Below are 14,977 nucleotides of genomic sequence, written 5' to 3' on the forward strand. Positions count from 1 at the left end.
ATTTTATTATTTTTAGTGTCTAATTTTACCCTGTAAAAACTTATAAAATATAAAAATAAGAGATTAAATTTTTATTTTTAATATAATTTAATCTCTTATTAATACTATTTTTATCATTTAAATTGTTTATTATGCTAATTTTTAATATGACCGAATTGGTAAAACCAATTGTTGTAATGATTCATCCTCACTTGCCATAATAATTAATGGTTTTGTCTCATCAATCATTTTAATAGTAATTTCTTTTGTTTTAAATGCTTTTAAAGCATCCAAAATATATTTTGAATTAAAAGCAATTGTTTGATCTGAACCTTCAATTTTAAATTCTTTAATTTCCTCTTCGGTATTTCCAATTTCTTGAGTAAATGATGTAACTAAAACTTTTTGTTCCTTAATTTTTAATGTTACAATTGTTGTCATTGCTTCATTTGATAAAACACTAGCTCGTTCAATAATTTTAATTAATTCCCGATTATTAATTGTTAATGAAGTATTAAAGGTTTCTGGAATAACTTTGCTTGTATCAGGATATTTTCCTTCAATAATTTTTGTTTGGACAATTGTATTATTAATAATAACACTAACTGATTTATCTGTAATTTTCATTCTAATTTCTTGATCATTTTCGGAAATTAATCGCCCAATTTCATTAATAAACTTTCCGGGAATAATAACATCAAAATCATAACTATTATTATAACCAATTTTTTTACATGACAAACGGAATGAATCCGTTGCTGTAATTACTAATTGTTTATTACTCTGATCAGTTTTAATATTCAAACCATTAAAAACAATTCTTTTTTCTTTTTCGCCAATTGCAAAACTTGTCTGTGAAATAATTTCTTTCAATAAAGCACTAGTAAAAATTATTTCTTTTCCTTCGGTATCAAATGATAAATGTGGATAATCAATTGCATTTAAAGTATTTAAAATTGAATCAAAATTATTTGCCTTAATTTTAATTAAACTACCTTCTACTGCTTCTAAAGTAATAAAATCATCTTCAATTTTACGAATTACTTCAATAATAAATTTATTTTTTATTAAGACATTTCCAATTGATTTAATAACTAAATCATTTCCTACTAATATCTCTGATTTAATTGATGTATCACCATCAGAAGTTGTAAAAGTAATTTTATCTTTTTTAACTTCAATTAAAATTCCTAATAATGATGGAATTAATGTTTTTTGAGAAATTATCCGACTTACTTTTAATAACTCATCTAATATTTTATCTCTTTTAATGCTTACAATCATGTTGTTACTCCTTACTAAACATATAGTATACTTAAATTATATACTATTGTTAAAAATTGTTTTTTATTTATTATTATTATAATGTAGAAAATGTGGAAAACTTTGTAAAGTTTTGAATAATATATTTTTTCCTAAGAAAAAAACGGTGGAAAACATTGTGTTATTTTCCTTCAATTTTTTTACGAATTGTATTTACTAAATGCTTAAATTCTTTATTTGTTGTAATTTGTGATTCAACTTTTTTAACGCTATTCATTACTGTTGTATGGTCTTTTCCCCCAAATTCAGTACCAATTCTTGTAAAAGGGTCGTCTAATAATGTTCGACAAAAATACATTGCTAATTGACGAGCTTGCATTACATTACTGACTCGTGATTTGCTCATCATTGCTTTCACAGTAATATTATAGTTATCAGCAACAATTTGCTTAATTTTTTTAGGGGTAATCTTCTCATTATTTTGTAAAGGAGTATTTTTAAAGGCTTTTTCAACATCAGCTAATGTAATAATTTCATCTGGTTTTTTATTCATAACTGCTAAAAATAATAGTCGCTTAACTGCTCCTTCTAATTTTCGAACATCACTATTAAAATTTAGGGCAATAAACTCTAATGATTCTTCAGAAAATAATGCTAAATTATTTTGATATTTTAATTTTTGTTCTAATATTTTAAGTGCGGTTTCAAAATCGGGTGAATCTAAACCAATACTTAAACCATATGAAAATCGCGAAATAATTCTAGCTTCAAAACCACCAAGATCATCAGGATATTTATCTGAAGTAATAACAATTTGTTTGTTTTTTTCAATATATGAGTTAAAAATATGGAAAAATAATTCATTAGTTTTATTTCGTTTTGCTAATAACTGAATATCATCAATTAACAAGCAGTCATAAATATCATATGATGTTTTAAAAGCCTCAATAATTTCATGGCCTTGATTTAAGATATCCATTGCAATTTTTCCAAATTCATCAGCTTTTAGATATTTAACACGGGTATTTGTTTTATAAATTTCAGTAACTTTATTTTCAATGGCATGCAATAAATGGGTTTTTCCTAATCCAGAGTCTCCATAAATAAACAACGGATTTCATTTTTTTCCCAAATCTAAAGCCACAGCCAAAGCTGCCTGCATTGCTTCACGGTTAGAATCCCCACGAACAAAGTTTTCAAAAGTATAATTCTCATAATAACTATTATTATTGTTTTCTTTTAAAGTATCAATATTGTTAATGACAGATGCTTGTTTATTAATATTTTTTTCTAATTCAAAAGAAATGTTATATTCAATTCCAGTTAATTTCTTTAAAATGTTTTTAATTTTATCATTTAATCCTGCTTCAAAAACCCCAATGGCAATTTCTGATTTTGTTGTAATTAAACAATTATTATCAGACACGGTATATAAGTTAGTATCACTAATGTAATAATTGTAAATTTCAGGCGAAACTGATTCATCACGGGATAGAATTTCTTTAACCTCACTTCATAATTCTTTTGTGTTCATTATTTCATCTCCATTAGTTTTTATCTTATTAATTATAAATAAAAGATGTGGAAAAGTACCAAAAAATAATTTAATTTCAAGAATACTAATGGTTTTCCACATATAATATTTTTCTATTTTTTCATAAAAGTCTTATTTTTAAAGGATAGTTTTATCTTTTTCCACAATATTAACATTTTTTATGATTTAAAATTTTTCTTTGTGGAAAACAAGTTAAATTCAAATTTTACTGCCGCTTTTTTTATTTTTTTGTTATAATCAATATAATTTAATACTACAATAATATATTTTCCTATATATGCTAGAAATATGGTCTGGTGTCTCTACAGTTAACCTTAAATTAATTACTATAGGTCTTAATTTGTTTTTAATTTATTAAGACCATGTTTCTTTTATTCAATTTTGTATTAAATCTTTTGGAGGAAAAAACATGCAAATTAAAAAATCCTATACCTTTGATGATTTATTATTAGTTCCACAAAAATCTGATATTTTACCTTATCAGATTGATTTAAGAACTAAAATAACAAAAAATATTGAATTAAATATTCCTTTTTTATCTTCAGCAATGGATACTGTTACTGAATCAAAATTAGCTATTGCAATTGCTCGTGAAGGTGGAATTGGAATTATTCATAAAAATTTATCAATTACTGAACAAGCAGCAGAAGTTGAAAAGGTAAAACGAAATGAATCAGGTTTTATTATTAATCCAATAACTTTGAAACCAACAATGACTGTGCAAGATGCTGAAGACATTATGGCACAATATCGTATTTCAGGGTTACCGGTTGTTGACGAAGAAAATAAATTACTAGGAATTATTACAAATCGTGACATTCGTGCTTGTCATGATTTATCAGCGCCAGTTGCTGACTTTATGACAGTAAAAAATTTAATTACAACGCATGAAAAAATTAATTTAGAGCAGGTAAAAGCAATTCTATTAAGTAATCGAATTGAAAAATTGCCGATTGTTAACGCGAAAAATATTTTAAAAGGATTAATTACAATTAAAGATATTAATAATCGTGATGAATATCCTAATGCTTGTAAAGATGATCAAGGACGGTTACGTGTCGGTGCTGCCGTTGGAATTGATGAAAGTACTTTGCCACGAGTTGAAAAGCTTGTTGCTGCCGGTGTTGATGTAATTGTTGTTGATTCTGCTCATGGTCATAGCCAAGGGATTATTGCTATGGTTAGTAAAATTAAAAAGAGTTTTCCAACATTGGAACTTATTGCTGGAAATGTTGTGACAGCCCAGGGAGCATTAGATTTAATAACTGCTGGTGCTAATGCGATTAAAGTAGGAGTAGGCCCAGGGAGCATCTGTACCACTAGAATTGTGGCTGGGGTGGGCGTGCCCCAAATTACTGCTATTAATGATGTTTATGAAGTATGTGCCCCAAAAGGAATACCGGTTATTGCTGATGGTGGCATTAAATATTCTGGTGATGTTGTTAAAGCTTTAGCAGCAGGTGGAGCTGCGGTCATGATGGGATCAGTTTTTGCGGCAACTCTTGAAGCACCAGGAGAAGAAATGATTGTTGAAGGTAAAAAATATAAAACATATATGGGAATGGGTTCATTAGCAGCAATGAAAAAGGGCAGTGCTGATCGTTATTTCCAAGATAAAAACCGTAAATTAGTACCTGAAGGGGTTGAAGGACGCGTTTTATTAAAAGGAAAACTAAGTGATATTCTTTTCCAATTTATTGGTGGATTACGAAGTGGTCTTGGTTATTGTGGTGCGAAAAATATTGCAACTTTACAAAAAACAGCGCAATTTGTGGAAATTTCAAATAATGGTTTAAAAGAATCACATCCACATGATATTGCAATTACAAAAGAACCACCAAATTATACAAAATAGAATTAATATTAAGACCTGATTTTTTAAAGAATCAGGTCTTAATATTTTTAAAAAAATGTTATTTTAATTGATATTTCTTTTTAATTCATATATTATTTATATGATGTCTTAATAATTTGTATCATAAGGAGGTGTTAGTAATGAAAAGAACATGACAACCAAGTAAAATTAAACACAAAAGGACACATGGCTTTCGAGCAAGAATGCAATCAGCATCAGGACGCAAAGTTTTAAGTAGAAGAAGAGCGAAAGGAAGAAAAGTATTATCAGCTTAATTTAGTTGATAACATACTTTATTTTTCTATTTGTGGAAAAATGTGAAAAAAAAATTTATTGTTAAAAAGAATTATGAATTTCAAAAAATAATAAATAATCGTTCTTTTATTAAAACTAACACTTATTTTATCTATTTTAAAAAAAATGACCTTAATTATCACCGTTTTGGAATATCTGTGGGTAAAAAATTAGGGAATGCTGTTGTTAGAAATAGAGTAAAAAGACAAATTAGAGCTATGCTATCATTTGATTTTTCAACACCAGAAGGTTATGACCAAATCATTATTGTTAGAAAATCATATTTTAGTAATAGCTATTTAGTTAATAAAAAAATTTTATTAAACCAAATCAAAATGTAAAAAGGGGGCGTAATAGTGAACTATCGTGATTATATTTTCTCAGATGGGAAAAGAACACGAAAACCTTGATATTCAATTGCCTGAAAATGAACAAAATTAGTTTTGTATCTTTTTTTAATTATATCAATGTTGTGAGGCTGTGGACAAATGATGGTTCCTAAGTATGGAACAGCGCAAATTTTAGATGTTTCTGGCCAACGAGTATATAAGCCAGGAGTTTTCTTTGAAATTATCTTAGGAAAAACTAATGTCGGAAAAGAACACTTTTTTCATTTTGAAAATGGACAATTATTTGAATACCCTTACTTAGCTATTAGAACATGAGCTGATGCTTTTGTAAAAACAACGTCACCATTTTATGGCTGCTTTGTTTTTCCAGTTGCCTGAATTTTAGTTAATTTAATTTATGGATTTGGTGGGTTAGATAATGGTGCTGGGATCATTGGAGCTCTTTTCTTAACTTCATTAATTGTTCGGTTAATTACTTTAATGTTTAGTTGAAAAGCCCAGCGGAATCAAGATAAAATGCAGTTAATGCAGATTAAGCAAGCAGAAATTCAAGCAAAGTATAAAGGATCAAAAGACCCTGCTGCTAAACAAAAACAACAAATGGAAATGATGCAATTATATCGTAAGGAAGGGGTTTCTCCCTTATCAACGATTGGTTCTTCATTTTTATCAATCCCATTTTTAATTGCGATGTATACTGTTGTTCGTGCAACCCGCGAGTTAAAAATGGCAACAATTGGGCAAATTTCTTTAATTGAAAAGCCCTGAGATATGATTACGAGTGGGAATTATGTTTATTTAGCATTATTATTCGTTTATTTACCAATCCAAGTTCTTTCAATGATTTTACCAACAATTTTAAATCTTCGCAAAACAAAAGTTATCACAAAAGAACAGAAAAAAGCCCGTAAACGTCAGTTTATTATGCAAGGGGTAATGATTATTGTTTTCTTTGTAGTTACGATTTCGATTGCGTCTGGGGTTGCTATTTATTGGATTTTCTCGGCGGTAATTCAAATTTTACAAACATTAGGGTTTCATTTTTTACGAGTTAAAAAAAGAGGCAAAAAAAATAAAAATAGTGAATCAGTATGACAAAAAATTAAAAATTTATTTGTACGTAAACCAAAGTTAACAACAATTGGTAACGTGGAAGTTGTTGAAGTCACAAAAACAAAGCCAAAAACATCAAGTGAAACGAATAAAGTTTCTTATAATCCAATAAAAACAAAACCAAAAAAATCAAAATTCTCTTTACATAATAAAAAGAAAAATAAAAAATAATGCTTTTTGTTAAAAAATTTAAGTCACAAAAAAAATTTAAAGAATTTTTAAATAATTCCGATAAAAACTATTTTTATAAAACAGAATTATTTACAAAAAACATTTTTTTTGAGCGATTGCATGTAACTCTGTTTGAGATTAATGATATTATTTCTTTTTGTGAGGAGCGTTTAAAAATTATTATTGAAGATATCTTATTGTCAAAGGATTGTGAGATGTCTTTTTCGTGTCATAATAGACAAATTCTAATTATGTTAGATGTTAAAGATTTGAATTTGAATTTCAATATTTTTGAATTTATTTTAATTTTAGAAAATTTATTACATACATATATTAGTCGAAAATTTCAAAATGATTTTAAAATTACAATTGGTTTTAACTATAGTGAAGCAATGCTCCTTGAAAGTCTTCGAAAAATAGCTAATAAAGTTCTGTTATCACAAAAAGATTATATTTTGCCGGTTATGAATAAGAGTCAACGCAAATTAGTTCATAAGGGTATTTTAAAGTTTCAAAACTTAATTTCAAAATCAATTGGACCAGAAAATGCCCGTCAAATTATTATTAAATATAGCACTAAAAAATAAAGAGTATTTTATTTTCTAAGTTTGATATAATTTAACAAAACAAAGAGGAGTTTTAAAAAATGTTTGAAGATACAATAGTTGCTCCAGCAACAGCAATGGTAAAACAAGCAATTTCAATTATTCGTATGTCAGGGTCTGATAGTTATAAAATTATTAATAAAGTTTTTTCAAAAACTGTGGTTCCTAATGGAAACCAGGTTTGCTATGGTTATTTAACTGATAATGGTGAAACAATTGATCAAGTTATTTTAGTTTGTTTTGCAAGTCCAAATTCATTTACTGGTGAAGATATCATTGAGATTAATTGTCATGGTGGTGTATTAGTTACTAATAAAATTATTAAGTTGTTATTAAAAAATGGTGCCCGATTAGCTAACAAAGGAGAATTTTCGCAACGAGCTTTTTTAAATGGGAAACTTAATTTGGTACAAACTGATGCGATTAACGATTTAGTTAATGCCACAAATGATACGAGTGCTAAAATGGCTTTAAATAATTTACAAAATAAGAATACGCACTTAATTAGTGCTTATCGTGATGAATTATTAGATATTATTGCTAATATTGAAGTAAATATTGATTATCCTGAGTATGATGGGGTGGGTGATTTAACAACACAAGAATTGAATCAACGATTGTTTATTTTAGAACAAAAAATTAATGATTTAGTTAAAATTAGTAAAGTTGGGAAAATTATTAATGAAGGAATTAATGTTTTAATTCTTGGTAAGCCAAATGTTGGAAAATCATCATTATTAAATGCTTTAATGAATGAAGATAAAGCGATTGTTTCAGAGATACCAGGAACAACTAGGGATATTGTAGAAGGAAAAATTAATTTAGGACCATTAACATTAAACATTATTGATACTGCTGGGTTACGTGAGACAGTTGACAAAATTGAACAAATTGGAATTGCAAAGGCCCGCCAACAAGTGGAAAATGCTGATTTAGTTTTAATTGTTGCTGATAATTATTTAGATTTAGTTGAATTAGATTCTGATGTTGAAGCATTAATAAAGAACAAAGAGTATTTATTAGTTTTAAACAAAATTGATTTACCAAATGTTAATAAACCAGAGTTAAACCAACAGTTAGTTACCATTTCTGCTTTAAACCGGGATATTAAAGCATTAATTGATAAAATTTTAATATTATATAATACTGACCATCTTATTAAGGATGATCAGTTGGTTTTATCTAACATAAAACAAATTTCTTTGTTAGAGAAGGTAGCAAATTCAATAAAAAGTGCATATAATAATAATACGAGTGGATTTCCAGTTGATATTATTAATGTTGACTTACATGAGGCTTGGGAATTATTAGGTGAGATTCTAGGTGAAAATTATGAAGATGATTTATTGACAACAATTTTTAGTAGATATTGCCTAGGAAAATAGGAGGAAAATATGCAAGGAATCTTTGATACACATTGTCATTTAATGTCACATGAATATGAAAACGAAGAAACTTCAGCAATTATCGCTGATGCGAAGATTAGTGGAGTTTATTGGCTTAATAATGTTGGATATGATTTAAAATCAAGTAAAGCGGCAGTTCGCCATGCAATGCAATATGATAATGTTTTTGCAACAATTGGAATTCATCCTACCGATGTTGCTAAATATGGTGTGACAGATTTAACAAAATTAGATCAGTTATTAAATAGTGATAAGGTGATTGCTGTTGGTGAAATTGGATTAGACTATTATCATAAAAATGTTTCATCAGATTTGCAAAAACATTGATTTATTAAACAACTTGAATTAGCAAAGGAACACAACCTTCCTGTTGCCGTTCATTGTCGTGATGCTTATGAAGATTGTTATGAAATATTAAAAACGGAAAAAATTAAAAATGGTTTGATACATTGTTATAATGGAACAATTGAAATGGCAGAAAAGTTTTTAGATTTAGGATTTTATCTTTCTTTTGCCGGAAATATTACTTTTAAAAATGCTAACCAATTACGTGAAGTTGCTAAAATGGTACCTTTAAATAAAATTTTGGTTGAAACAGATGCGCCATATTTAACTCCGGAGCCATACCGTGGGAAGAAAAATTATCCTAAATTTATTATGTATACAGTTAAAAAGTTGGCAGAAATAAAAAGTATGCCTGTTGAAGAAATGATTCGTATTACAAATAAAAATGCCCGTAAATTATTTAACCTTGAATAATTTTTAAATTAAATAAACTTTATTATTTAATTTAAAAATTATAATAAAAAAATATTAGTGAAAACTAATATTTTTTTATTTTGATTTATTTTCTTTTTTTACCTAATGATGATAATAATCCTTTTTCTTGGAAATTATACAACCCATTTTCGATGTTTTTCTTAATTGTTTTTTCGAAGATTTTTGTTCCTTCAATAACACAATTTAATGGATCTGAAGCAGTTTTTGTTGGTAATTGGAAGATATCAAAGAAGTATTTATCAATATTTCTAATTAAAGCTCCTCCACCACAAACTGTAATCCCATTTCTCATAATGTCTCCTGCTAATTCAGGTGGTGTATTTTCTAATAGTTCAATTACTAAGTCTGTAATTTTAGAAAATGCATTTAATAAGACATTTCTAATTTCTTCTGAAGAGATTTTTGCTTCTTTTGGTAATCCTGAAACAATATCACGTCCATAGATTTGTATTGATCTTTCGTTATGATATTTAACTAATGAACCAATAAATTTCTTAACATCTTCAGCTGTTTTTTGCCCAATAGCAATGTTGTATTCTGAACGAATGTATTTACGAATATCATCATCAAAGTGGTTTCCGGCAACTTTAATTGATCTTGAAACTACGATATCACCTGATGAAATAATAGCTAAATCAGTTGTTCCTCCACCAATATCAATGATTAAGTGTCCTTGAGGCAATTCAATGTTAATTCCTGCCCCTAAAGCAGCCATTTTAGCTTCTTCTTCGATAATAACTAATTCAGCACCCATTTCTTTAGCAACATTTTTTAAAGCTTCTCTTTCAAGTTCTGTAACTCCACTTGGACATGCCAATAATACAATAGCATTTTTTCAAATGTTCATCATTTTCATTCTTGAAAAGATGTGTTTTAATAAATCTTGTGCAGCTTCCATGTCTGCGATAACTCCATCTACTAATGGTGTTACCATTCTAATATCTCCGTGTGTTTTTCCAACCATATCATAAGCAGCTTTTCCTAAAGCAATTAAACTGTTAGTTTTATTGTTATAAGCCATTAATGATGGTTCATTGTAGACTACACCTTGTCCTGAAACATATGCTAAAACATTAGCAGTTCCTAAGTCAAGAGAAATAAATGGTCTAGTTTCTGGTCTCACGTTTGTTTCCTCCTTAACAAATTTAATAACTATTCATAGTTATATTAATAATAACTTATTAATAGCCTATTTTAGTAATTTAATTCTTTTACATGCATTGATTCTAATCTTAAGATATCAAAGATGTCTGATTCGAATTTTTTAGTTCCATTAATAACGGCTAGTAATGGTTGTTCACCAATTTTTGATGGTAATTGTAATGTATCTGTAAAGTAACGGTCAATTCCTTTAATTAAAGCTCCACCTCCACAGATTGTAATTCCATTTCGGAAAATGTCTCCTGCTAATTCAGGTGGTGTTTCTTCTAACACTTGTACTGTTAGGTCAATAATTCTTGATACTGGTACTTTTAATACCTCTCTGATTTCTTCAGGTGTTACTTCGATTTCTCTTGGTAATCCCGAAACTACATCACGTCCGTAAACTTTCATTCTTCTTTCATCAGGATATTTTGATAATGATCCGATTTCAATTTTAATTTGTTCAGCTGTTTTTGATCCGATTTCTAGACCATATTGTGAACGAATGAATTTTTGTACTTCATCATTGAAGTAGTTTCCAGCAACTTTAACTGATTTAGATAATACGATATCTCCTGAGGCCATAACAGCAATATCTGTTGTTCCTCCACCCATGTCAACAACTAAGTTTCCAGCAGGTTTGTAAATATCAACCCCTCCACCTAAAGCAGCCATTTTAACTTCTTCTTCAACAAAAACTTTAGATGCTCCTAAGTTCATTGCAATTTTTTTCAATGCAGCTTTTTCTAATTCAGTAATAACTGATGGACAAGCCAATAACATAATTGAATGTTTTAATTGTTTTGTAATACGTAGTTTTGTGAAAATATATCTTAATTGTGCTTCTGTGGCACGAATATCTGTAATAACTCCGTCAACCATTGGTCTAACAATACGAATTGACTTGTTTCCTTTTCCAATCATTTTGTAAGCTTCTGCACCTACAGCAATAATTCTGTTTTCTTTAATTTTGTAAGCAACAATTGAAGGCTCATTATAAACGATCCCTGAACCTGAAACATATACTAATGTATTAGCAGTTCCTAAGTCCATAGAAACGAAAGCTGGTTTTTTTGTGCTATTATTAAATAAAGCCATGTAATTTTGTCCTCCTGTTTCTTCTTAAATTTATTTAGTTAGATTAATATATTTGATTAATCAATAAAAATGAATTGCAATTCTATATTTGATTGTAAATAAAGAATACAATACAAATTAATTATAACATATTTTTTTAACATTTTTTTCAAAATTATTTTCAGCATTAATTTTAATAGCGATTAGTATTAATGTTTAAAGGAACAATGAAAGTAGGGGACATAATTGTTAAAACTCGAATTAACGTATTAACTAAATTTTTAATTCGTTGTTTTGCTTCTTCAATTGGTAAAAAATAGGGGATTAATTTTAAATACTTAACTTCAACAGTTTCTTTATAAAAAGTAGTATATTTCTTATCTATTGTTTCAATATATCTTTCAATATCATTTGTTGTTTTATATAAATATTCAATTTTAATCGCGGATTGTTCACGACTGTATTGATATTTAAAAATTTGGCTGTTTTCTAAGATAATAACGGGGTTATAAATCGTCATATAGATAAAAAATGTTTTTAAGTCTGTGATGTTTATTTTACCAGCTTGGATACTATTAATTGTGTAATAAAATCAATTACTATCAATTTCCTCAATATCTGTTGTATTGGGATAAGGTCAAGCAATGCCACTATTATTATTTAGTAATTGATTTCATGGTTTGTCAATGTTTAAATGCCCTGATGAAGTTAAAATTTGTTGAATAAATCAATATGAAAAGTAAGGATCATTAATGGTTTTATCAGTATTAAAGACTTCACCAAAGATTGGTTGATCAGTTTTTGAAGTATAACTTCAACTTGCGAATGATTGACGGATTCTAACATCAATTGTGGAACAACTAACAACAGTAGTTGCTGTTGTTGCTGTGATTGTAAATGTTGTTAAAAATAATAGTAGTTTTTTCATTCTTGCTTCACACCTTATATACTGTTATTTTATCATTTTTAGAAAAATTATGGTCATAAAAAAAGATAAACAAATGTTTATCTATTTTTTTTATTTTCTTCAATTAATCCATCTCTAATTTTTTTCTCATATGCAATGCACCCATCAATAACAGATGTTTCAGCATTTTTAGCAATACGAACTGGAATTTGGAAATAATCTGATAAAAATTCTTTAATTCCTGCAATTTGCCCACAACCACCAGTAACTAAAATACCGTTGGCTACAGCATCCCCGGCTAATTCAGCGGGTGTTTGTTCTAGCACTTCAGTTATTAATTGTGTAATTGATGAAAAAACACTTACTAATAATTTTCTAATTTCTGAATCTAAAATTTCCGTTTCTTTTGGCATTCCTGTCACAACATCTCTTCCAAAAATAATCATTTTTTTGTTTTCTTTTGTTTTGTATAATGATCCAATTTGTTTTTTGATTTGTTCTGCTGTTACAACTCCAATTGAAATTGTGTGTTTAGCACGGATATATTTTAAAATTTCTTCATCGATATAATTTCCCGCTGTTTTAATTGATTTACTTTCAACAATTCCACCAGCTGAAATAATAGCGCAACTTGTTTTACCTCCACCAATGTCTAAAACAAAAGTTCCTTTTGGTGCAAAAATGTTTTCCCCGGCTCCTAAAGCGGCCATTAATGAATCTTCTTCAATTTTAACAAAATCTGCACCAATATTTTTACACATTTTGATTATTGCTCGTTTTTCTAAGTCTGTAACATTTTTTGGACACGCAATTAAAACAATAGCATTCTTTCATAAGTCAGTTACCTTTGCCTTTTTTCCTATTTGTTGAATGAATTCTTCAGCAATAGTTAAATCTGTAACTGCTCCATTACGTAATGGTGTATAGATTTCAATTTTATCATGAGTTTTCCCAATTAACTTTTTAGCATCATCTCCTAATGCAATTAGTTTGTTGGTTCCAATTTCATATGCCATTACTGATGCTTCGTTGAAAATAATACCTCTCCCTGCAACATAAGCAATCGAATTTGTTGTCCCTAAATCTATAGCGATAAATTTACGAGGTGGCTTTGGTGAGATGTTGAATGTATTTTTCAATACGTCTGATATTGCCATCTTTAAAATGTCTCCTTCCGTTTATTGCTTCGTTAAAAACATAGCAATAATAATTAACATAATAATTTTCTTAAATATCAAACCTCTTAATTGCAATAAAAAATTCAATATCAAGTAATTTTATTATATAAAATCCAGAGTAATTTGCAATTAAAAACAGCAATTTAATTTTTTTTTTTTTTTTTTTTTTTATTCCATTTTGATATATTTTACTCTCTTTTTTAGAAAAAAAAGTATATTTTTAAATATACTTTTAATTTTTATGCAATTTTGTATTCATTTGCTTCAAGTAATTGGATTCTTTCAATTACAGCCCCTAAGTTTTTTTCATATGTTTTAGCGCCATCAATTACACACATTAATGGATCATTTGCAGCTTTTACTTTTAATTGGAAAATTGATTCAAAATATTTAACAATTCCACGAATTAATGCTCCCCCACCACAAATTGTGATTCCGTTTCTAATAACATCTCCTGCTAATTCAGGCGGTGTTTGTTCTAATACTTCAACTAATAAGTCGGTAATTCTTGAGAATGGTGCTAATAAAACATTTTTAATTTCTTCAGGTTTAATCATTACTTCCCGTGGTAAACCGGTGATAATATCACGTCCAAAGGCACGAACTGGTTTTTCATTAATTATTTTAACTAATGCTCCAATTTCTTTTTTAATTTGTTCGGCAGTTCTAATTCCAATTAAAACATTATACTCGGCACGAATGTATTTTTGAATTTCTTGATCTAAGTGTTTTCCAGCAACTTTAACTGATTTTGAGATTACAATATCTCCTGCTGAAATAATTGCTATATCAGTTGTTCCTCCACCAATATCGATTACCAAGTTTCCTTGTGCTAACCCGATGTTTAAACCAGCTCCTAATGCTGCTAATTTAACCTCTTCTTCCACTAAAACGTGACTGGCACCCATATCTTTTGCGATTGCTTTTAAAGCACCACGTTCTAATTCTGTAACTCCACTTGGACATGCTAATATTACTAGAGAATTTTTTCAAATTCCTGATAATTTTAATCTACTAAAAATGTGTTTTAACAAATCTTGGGCAGCATCCATATCAGAAATAACGCCATCAACTAATGGTGTTACCATTCTAATATGTTCATGTGTCTTTCCGACCATTTTGTATGCTTCATTTCCTAAGGCAATTAATGAGTTACTTAAGGTGTCATATGCCATCATTGAAGGTTCGTTATAAACAATTCCTTGTCCTGAAACATATGCTACTGTATTAGCTGTACCTAGGTCTAGAGCTAAAAACGAGTAATCTTTTCCAAATTTATAATTAGCCATATTTCTTTTTGC

General features: G+C 28.3%; 14 protein-coding genes and 1 riboswitch. Of the genes, 7 read left to right on the forward strand and 7 right to left on the reverse strand.

Annotated features, from left to right (window positions below; genetic code table 4):
* Positions 1-141: 141 nt before the first annotated feature.
* Complete coding sequence (dnaN, locus tag E7Y35_RS04705; protein WP_283271838.1) at positions 142-1,263, reverse strand: DNA polymerase III subunit beta; 1,122 nt, start codon at positions 1,261-1,263, stop codon at positions 142-144.
* A gap of 160 nt (positions 1,264-1,423) precedes the next feature.
* Positions 1,424-2,776 (reverse strand): chromosomal replication initiator protein DnaA, encoded by a 1,353-nt coding sequence (gene dnaA, locus E7Y35_RS04710; protein WP_283271839.1) that lies wholly within the window; start codon positions 2,774-2,776, stop codon positions 1,424-1,426.
* A 272-nt stretch (positions 2,777-3,048) separates the two neighbouring features.
* Positions 3,049-3,146, forward strand: a riboswitch (purine riboswitch).
* A 60-nt stretch (positions 3,147-3,206) separates the two neighbouring features.
* On the opposite strand from dnaA, the gene guaB reads away from it, so the two are divergent.
* The 7 genes from guaB (at position 3,207) to E7Y35_RS04745 (ending at position 9,350) form a co-directional block, all read left to right on the forward strand.
* Entirely contained in the window at positions 3,207-4,652 is a 1,446-nt protein-coding gene (gene guaB / locus E7Y35_RS04715; protein WP_283271840.1) for an IMP dehydrogenase, read from the forward strand.
* A 134-nt stretch (positions 4,653-4,786) separates the two neighbouring features.
* The gene (gene rpmH / locus E7Y35_RS04720) at positions 4,787-4,927 is read left to right on the forward strand and encodes a 50S ribosomal protein L34 (protein WP_349306610.1); all 141 of its coding nucleotides are present in this window, start codon (positions 4,787-4,789) and stop codon (positions 4,925-4,927) included.
* Between the two features lie 42 nt (positions 4,928-4,969).
* Positions 4,970-5,287 carry a ribonuclease P protein component gene (gene rnpA / locus E7Y35_RS04725; RefSeq protein WP_283271842.1) on the forward strand — a complete coding sequence of 106 codons (318 nt, stop codon included), beginning with the start codon at positions 4,970-4,972 and terminating at the stop codon, positions 5,285-5,287.
* Positions 5,288-5,302: 15 nt separating this feature from the next.
* Entirely contained in the window at positions 5,303-6,580 is a 1,278-nt protein-coding gene (gene yidC, locus E7Y35_RS04730; RefSeq protein ID WP_283271843.1) for a membrane protein insertase YidC, read from the forward strand.
* A 251-nt stretch (positions 6,581-6,831) separates the two neighbouring features.
* The gene (locus E7Y35_RS04735) at positions 6,832-7,167 is read left to right on the forward strand and encodes a R3H domain-containing nucleic acid-binding protein (protein ID WP_283271844.1); all 336 of its coding nucleotides are present in this window, start codon (positions 6,832-6,834) and stop codon (positions 7,165-7,167) included.
* A gap of 59 nt (positions 7,168-7,226) precedes the next feature.
* On the forward strand, positions 7,227-8,570 hold the full coding sequence (gene mnmE, locus E7Y35_RS04740; RefSeq protein WP_283271845.1) for a tRNA uridine-5-carboxymethylaminomethyl(34) synthesis GTPase MnmE: 1,344 nt from the start codon (positions 7,227-7,229) through the stop codon (positions 8,568-8,570).
* Positions 8,571-8,579: 9 nt separating this feature from the next.
* A complete protein-coding gene (locus E7Y35_RS04745; protein ID WP_283271846.1) occupies positions 8,580-9,350 on the forward strand; it encodes a TatD family hydrolase in 771 nt (256 codons plus the stop codon).
* 85 nt (positions 9,351-9,435) lie between these two features.
* On the opposite strand, the gene E7Y35_RS04750 is transcribed toward E7Y35_RS04745, so the two are convergent.
* From E7Y35_RS04750 to E7Y35_RS04770, 5 genes are all read right to left on the reverse strand, one after another.
* Positions 9,436-10,494 carry a rod shape-determining protein gene (locus tag E7Y35_RS04750; protein WP_283271847.1) on the reverse strand — a complete coding sequence of 353 codons (1,059 nt, stop codon included), beginning with the start codon at positions 10,492-10,494 and terminating at the stop codon, positions 9,436-9,438.
* A gap of 71 nt (positions 10,495-10,565) precedes the next feature.
* On the reverse strand, positions 10,566-11,612 hold the full coding sequence (locus E7Y35_RS04755) for a rod shape-determining protein (RefSeq protein ID WP_283271848.1): 1,047 nt from the start codon (positions 11,610-11,612) through the stop codon (positions 10,566-10,568).
* A 172-nt stretch (positions 11,613-11,784) separates the two neighbouring features.
* Entirely contained in the window at positions 11,785-12,519 is a 735-nt protein-coding gene (locus E7Y35_RS04760) for a lipoprotein (RefSeq protein WP_283271849.1), read from the reverse strand.
* A 77-nt stretch (positions 12,520-12,596) separates the two neighbouring features.
* Positions 12,597-13,655 (reverse strand): rod shape-determining protein, encoded by a 1,059-nt coding sequence (locus tag E7Y35_RS04765; protein ID WP_283271850.1) that lies wholly within the window; start codon positions 13,653-13,655, stop codon positions 12,597-12,599.
* Between the two features lie 260 nt (positions 13,656-13,915).
* Positions 13,916-14,965 (reverse strand): rod shape-determining protein, encoded by a 1,050-nt coding sequence (locus E7Y35_RS04770; RefSeq protein WP_070407228.1) that lies wholly within the window; start codon positions 14,963-14,965, stop codon positions 13,916-13,918.
* Between the last annotated feature and the right edge of the window lie 12 nt (positions 14,966-14,977).

This window comes from Spiroplasma sp. SV19 (assembly GCF_030060925.1).
Classification (GTDB): Bacteria; Bacillota_I; Bacilli_A; order Mycoplasmatales; family Mycoplasmataceae; genus Spiroplasma.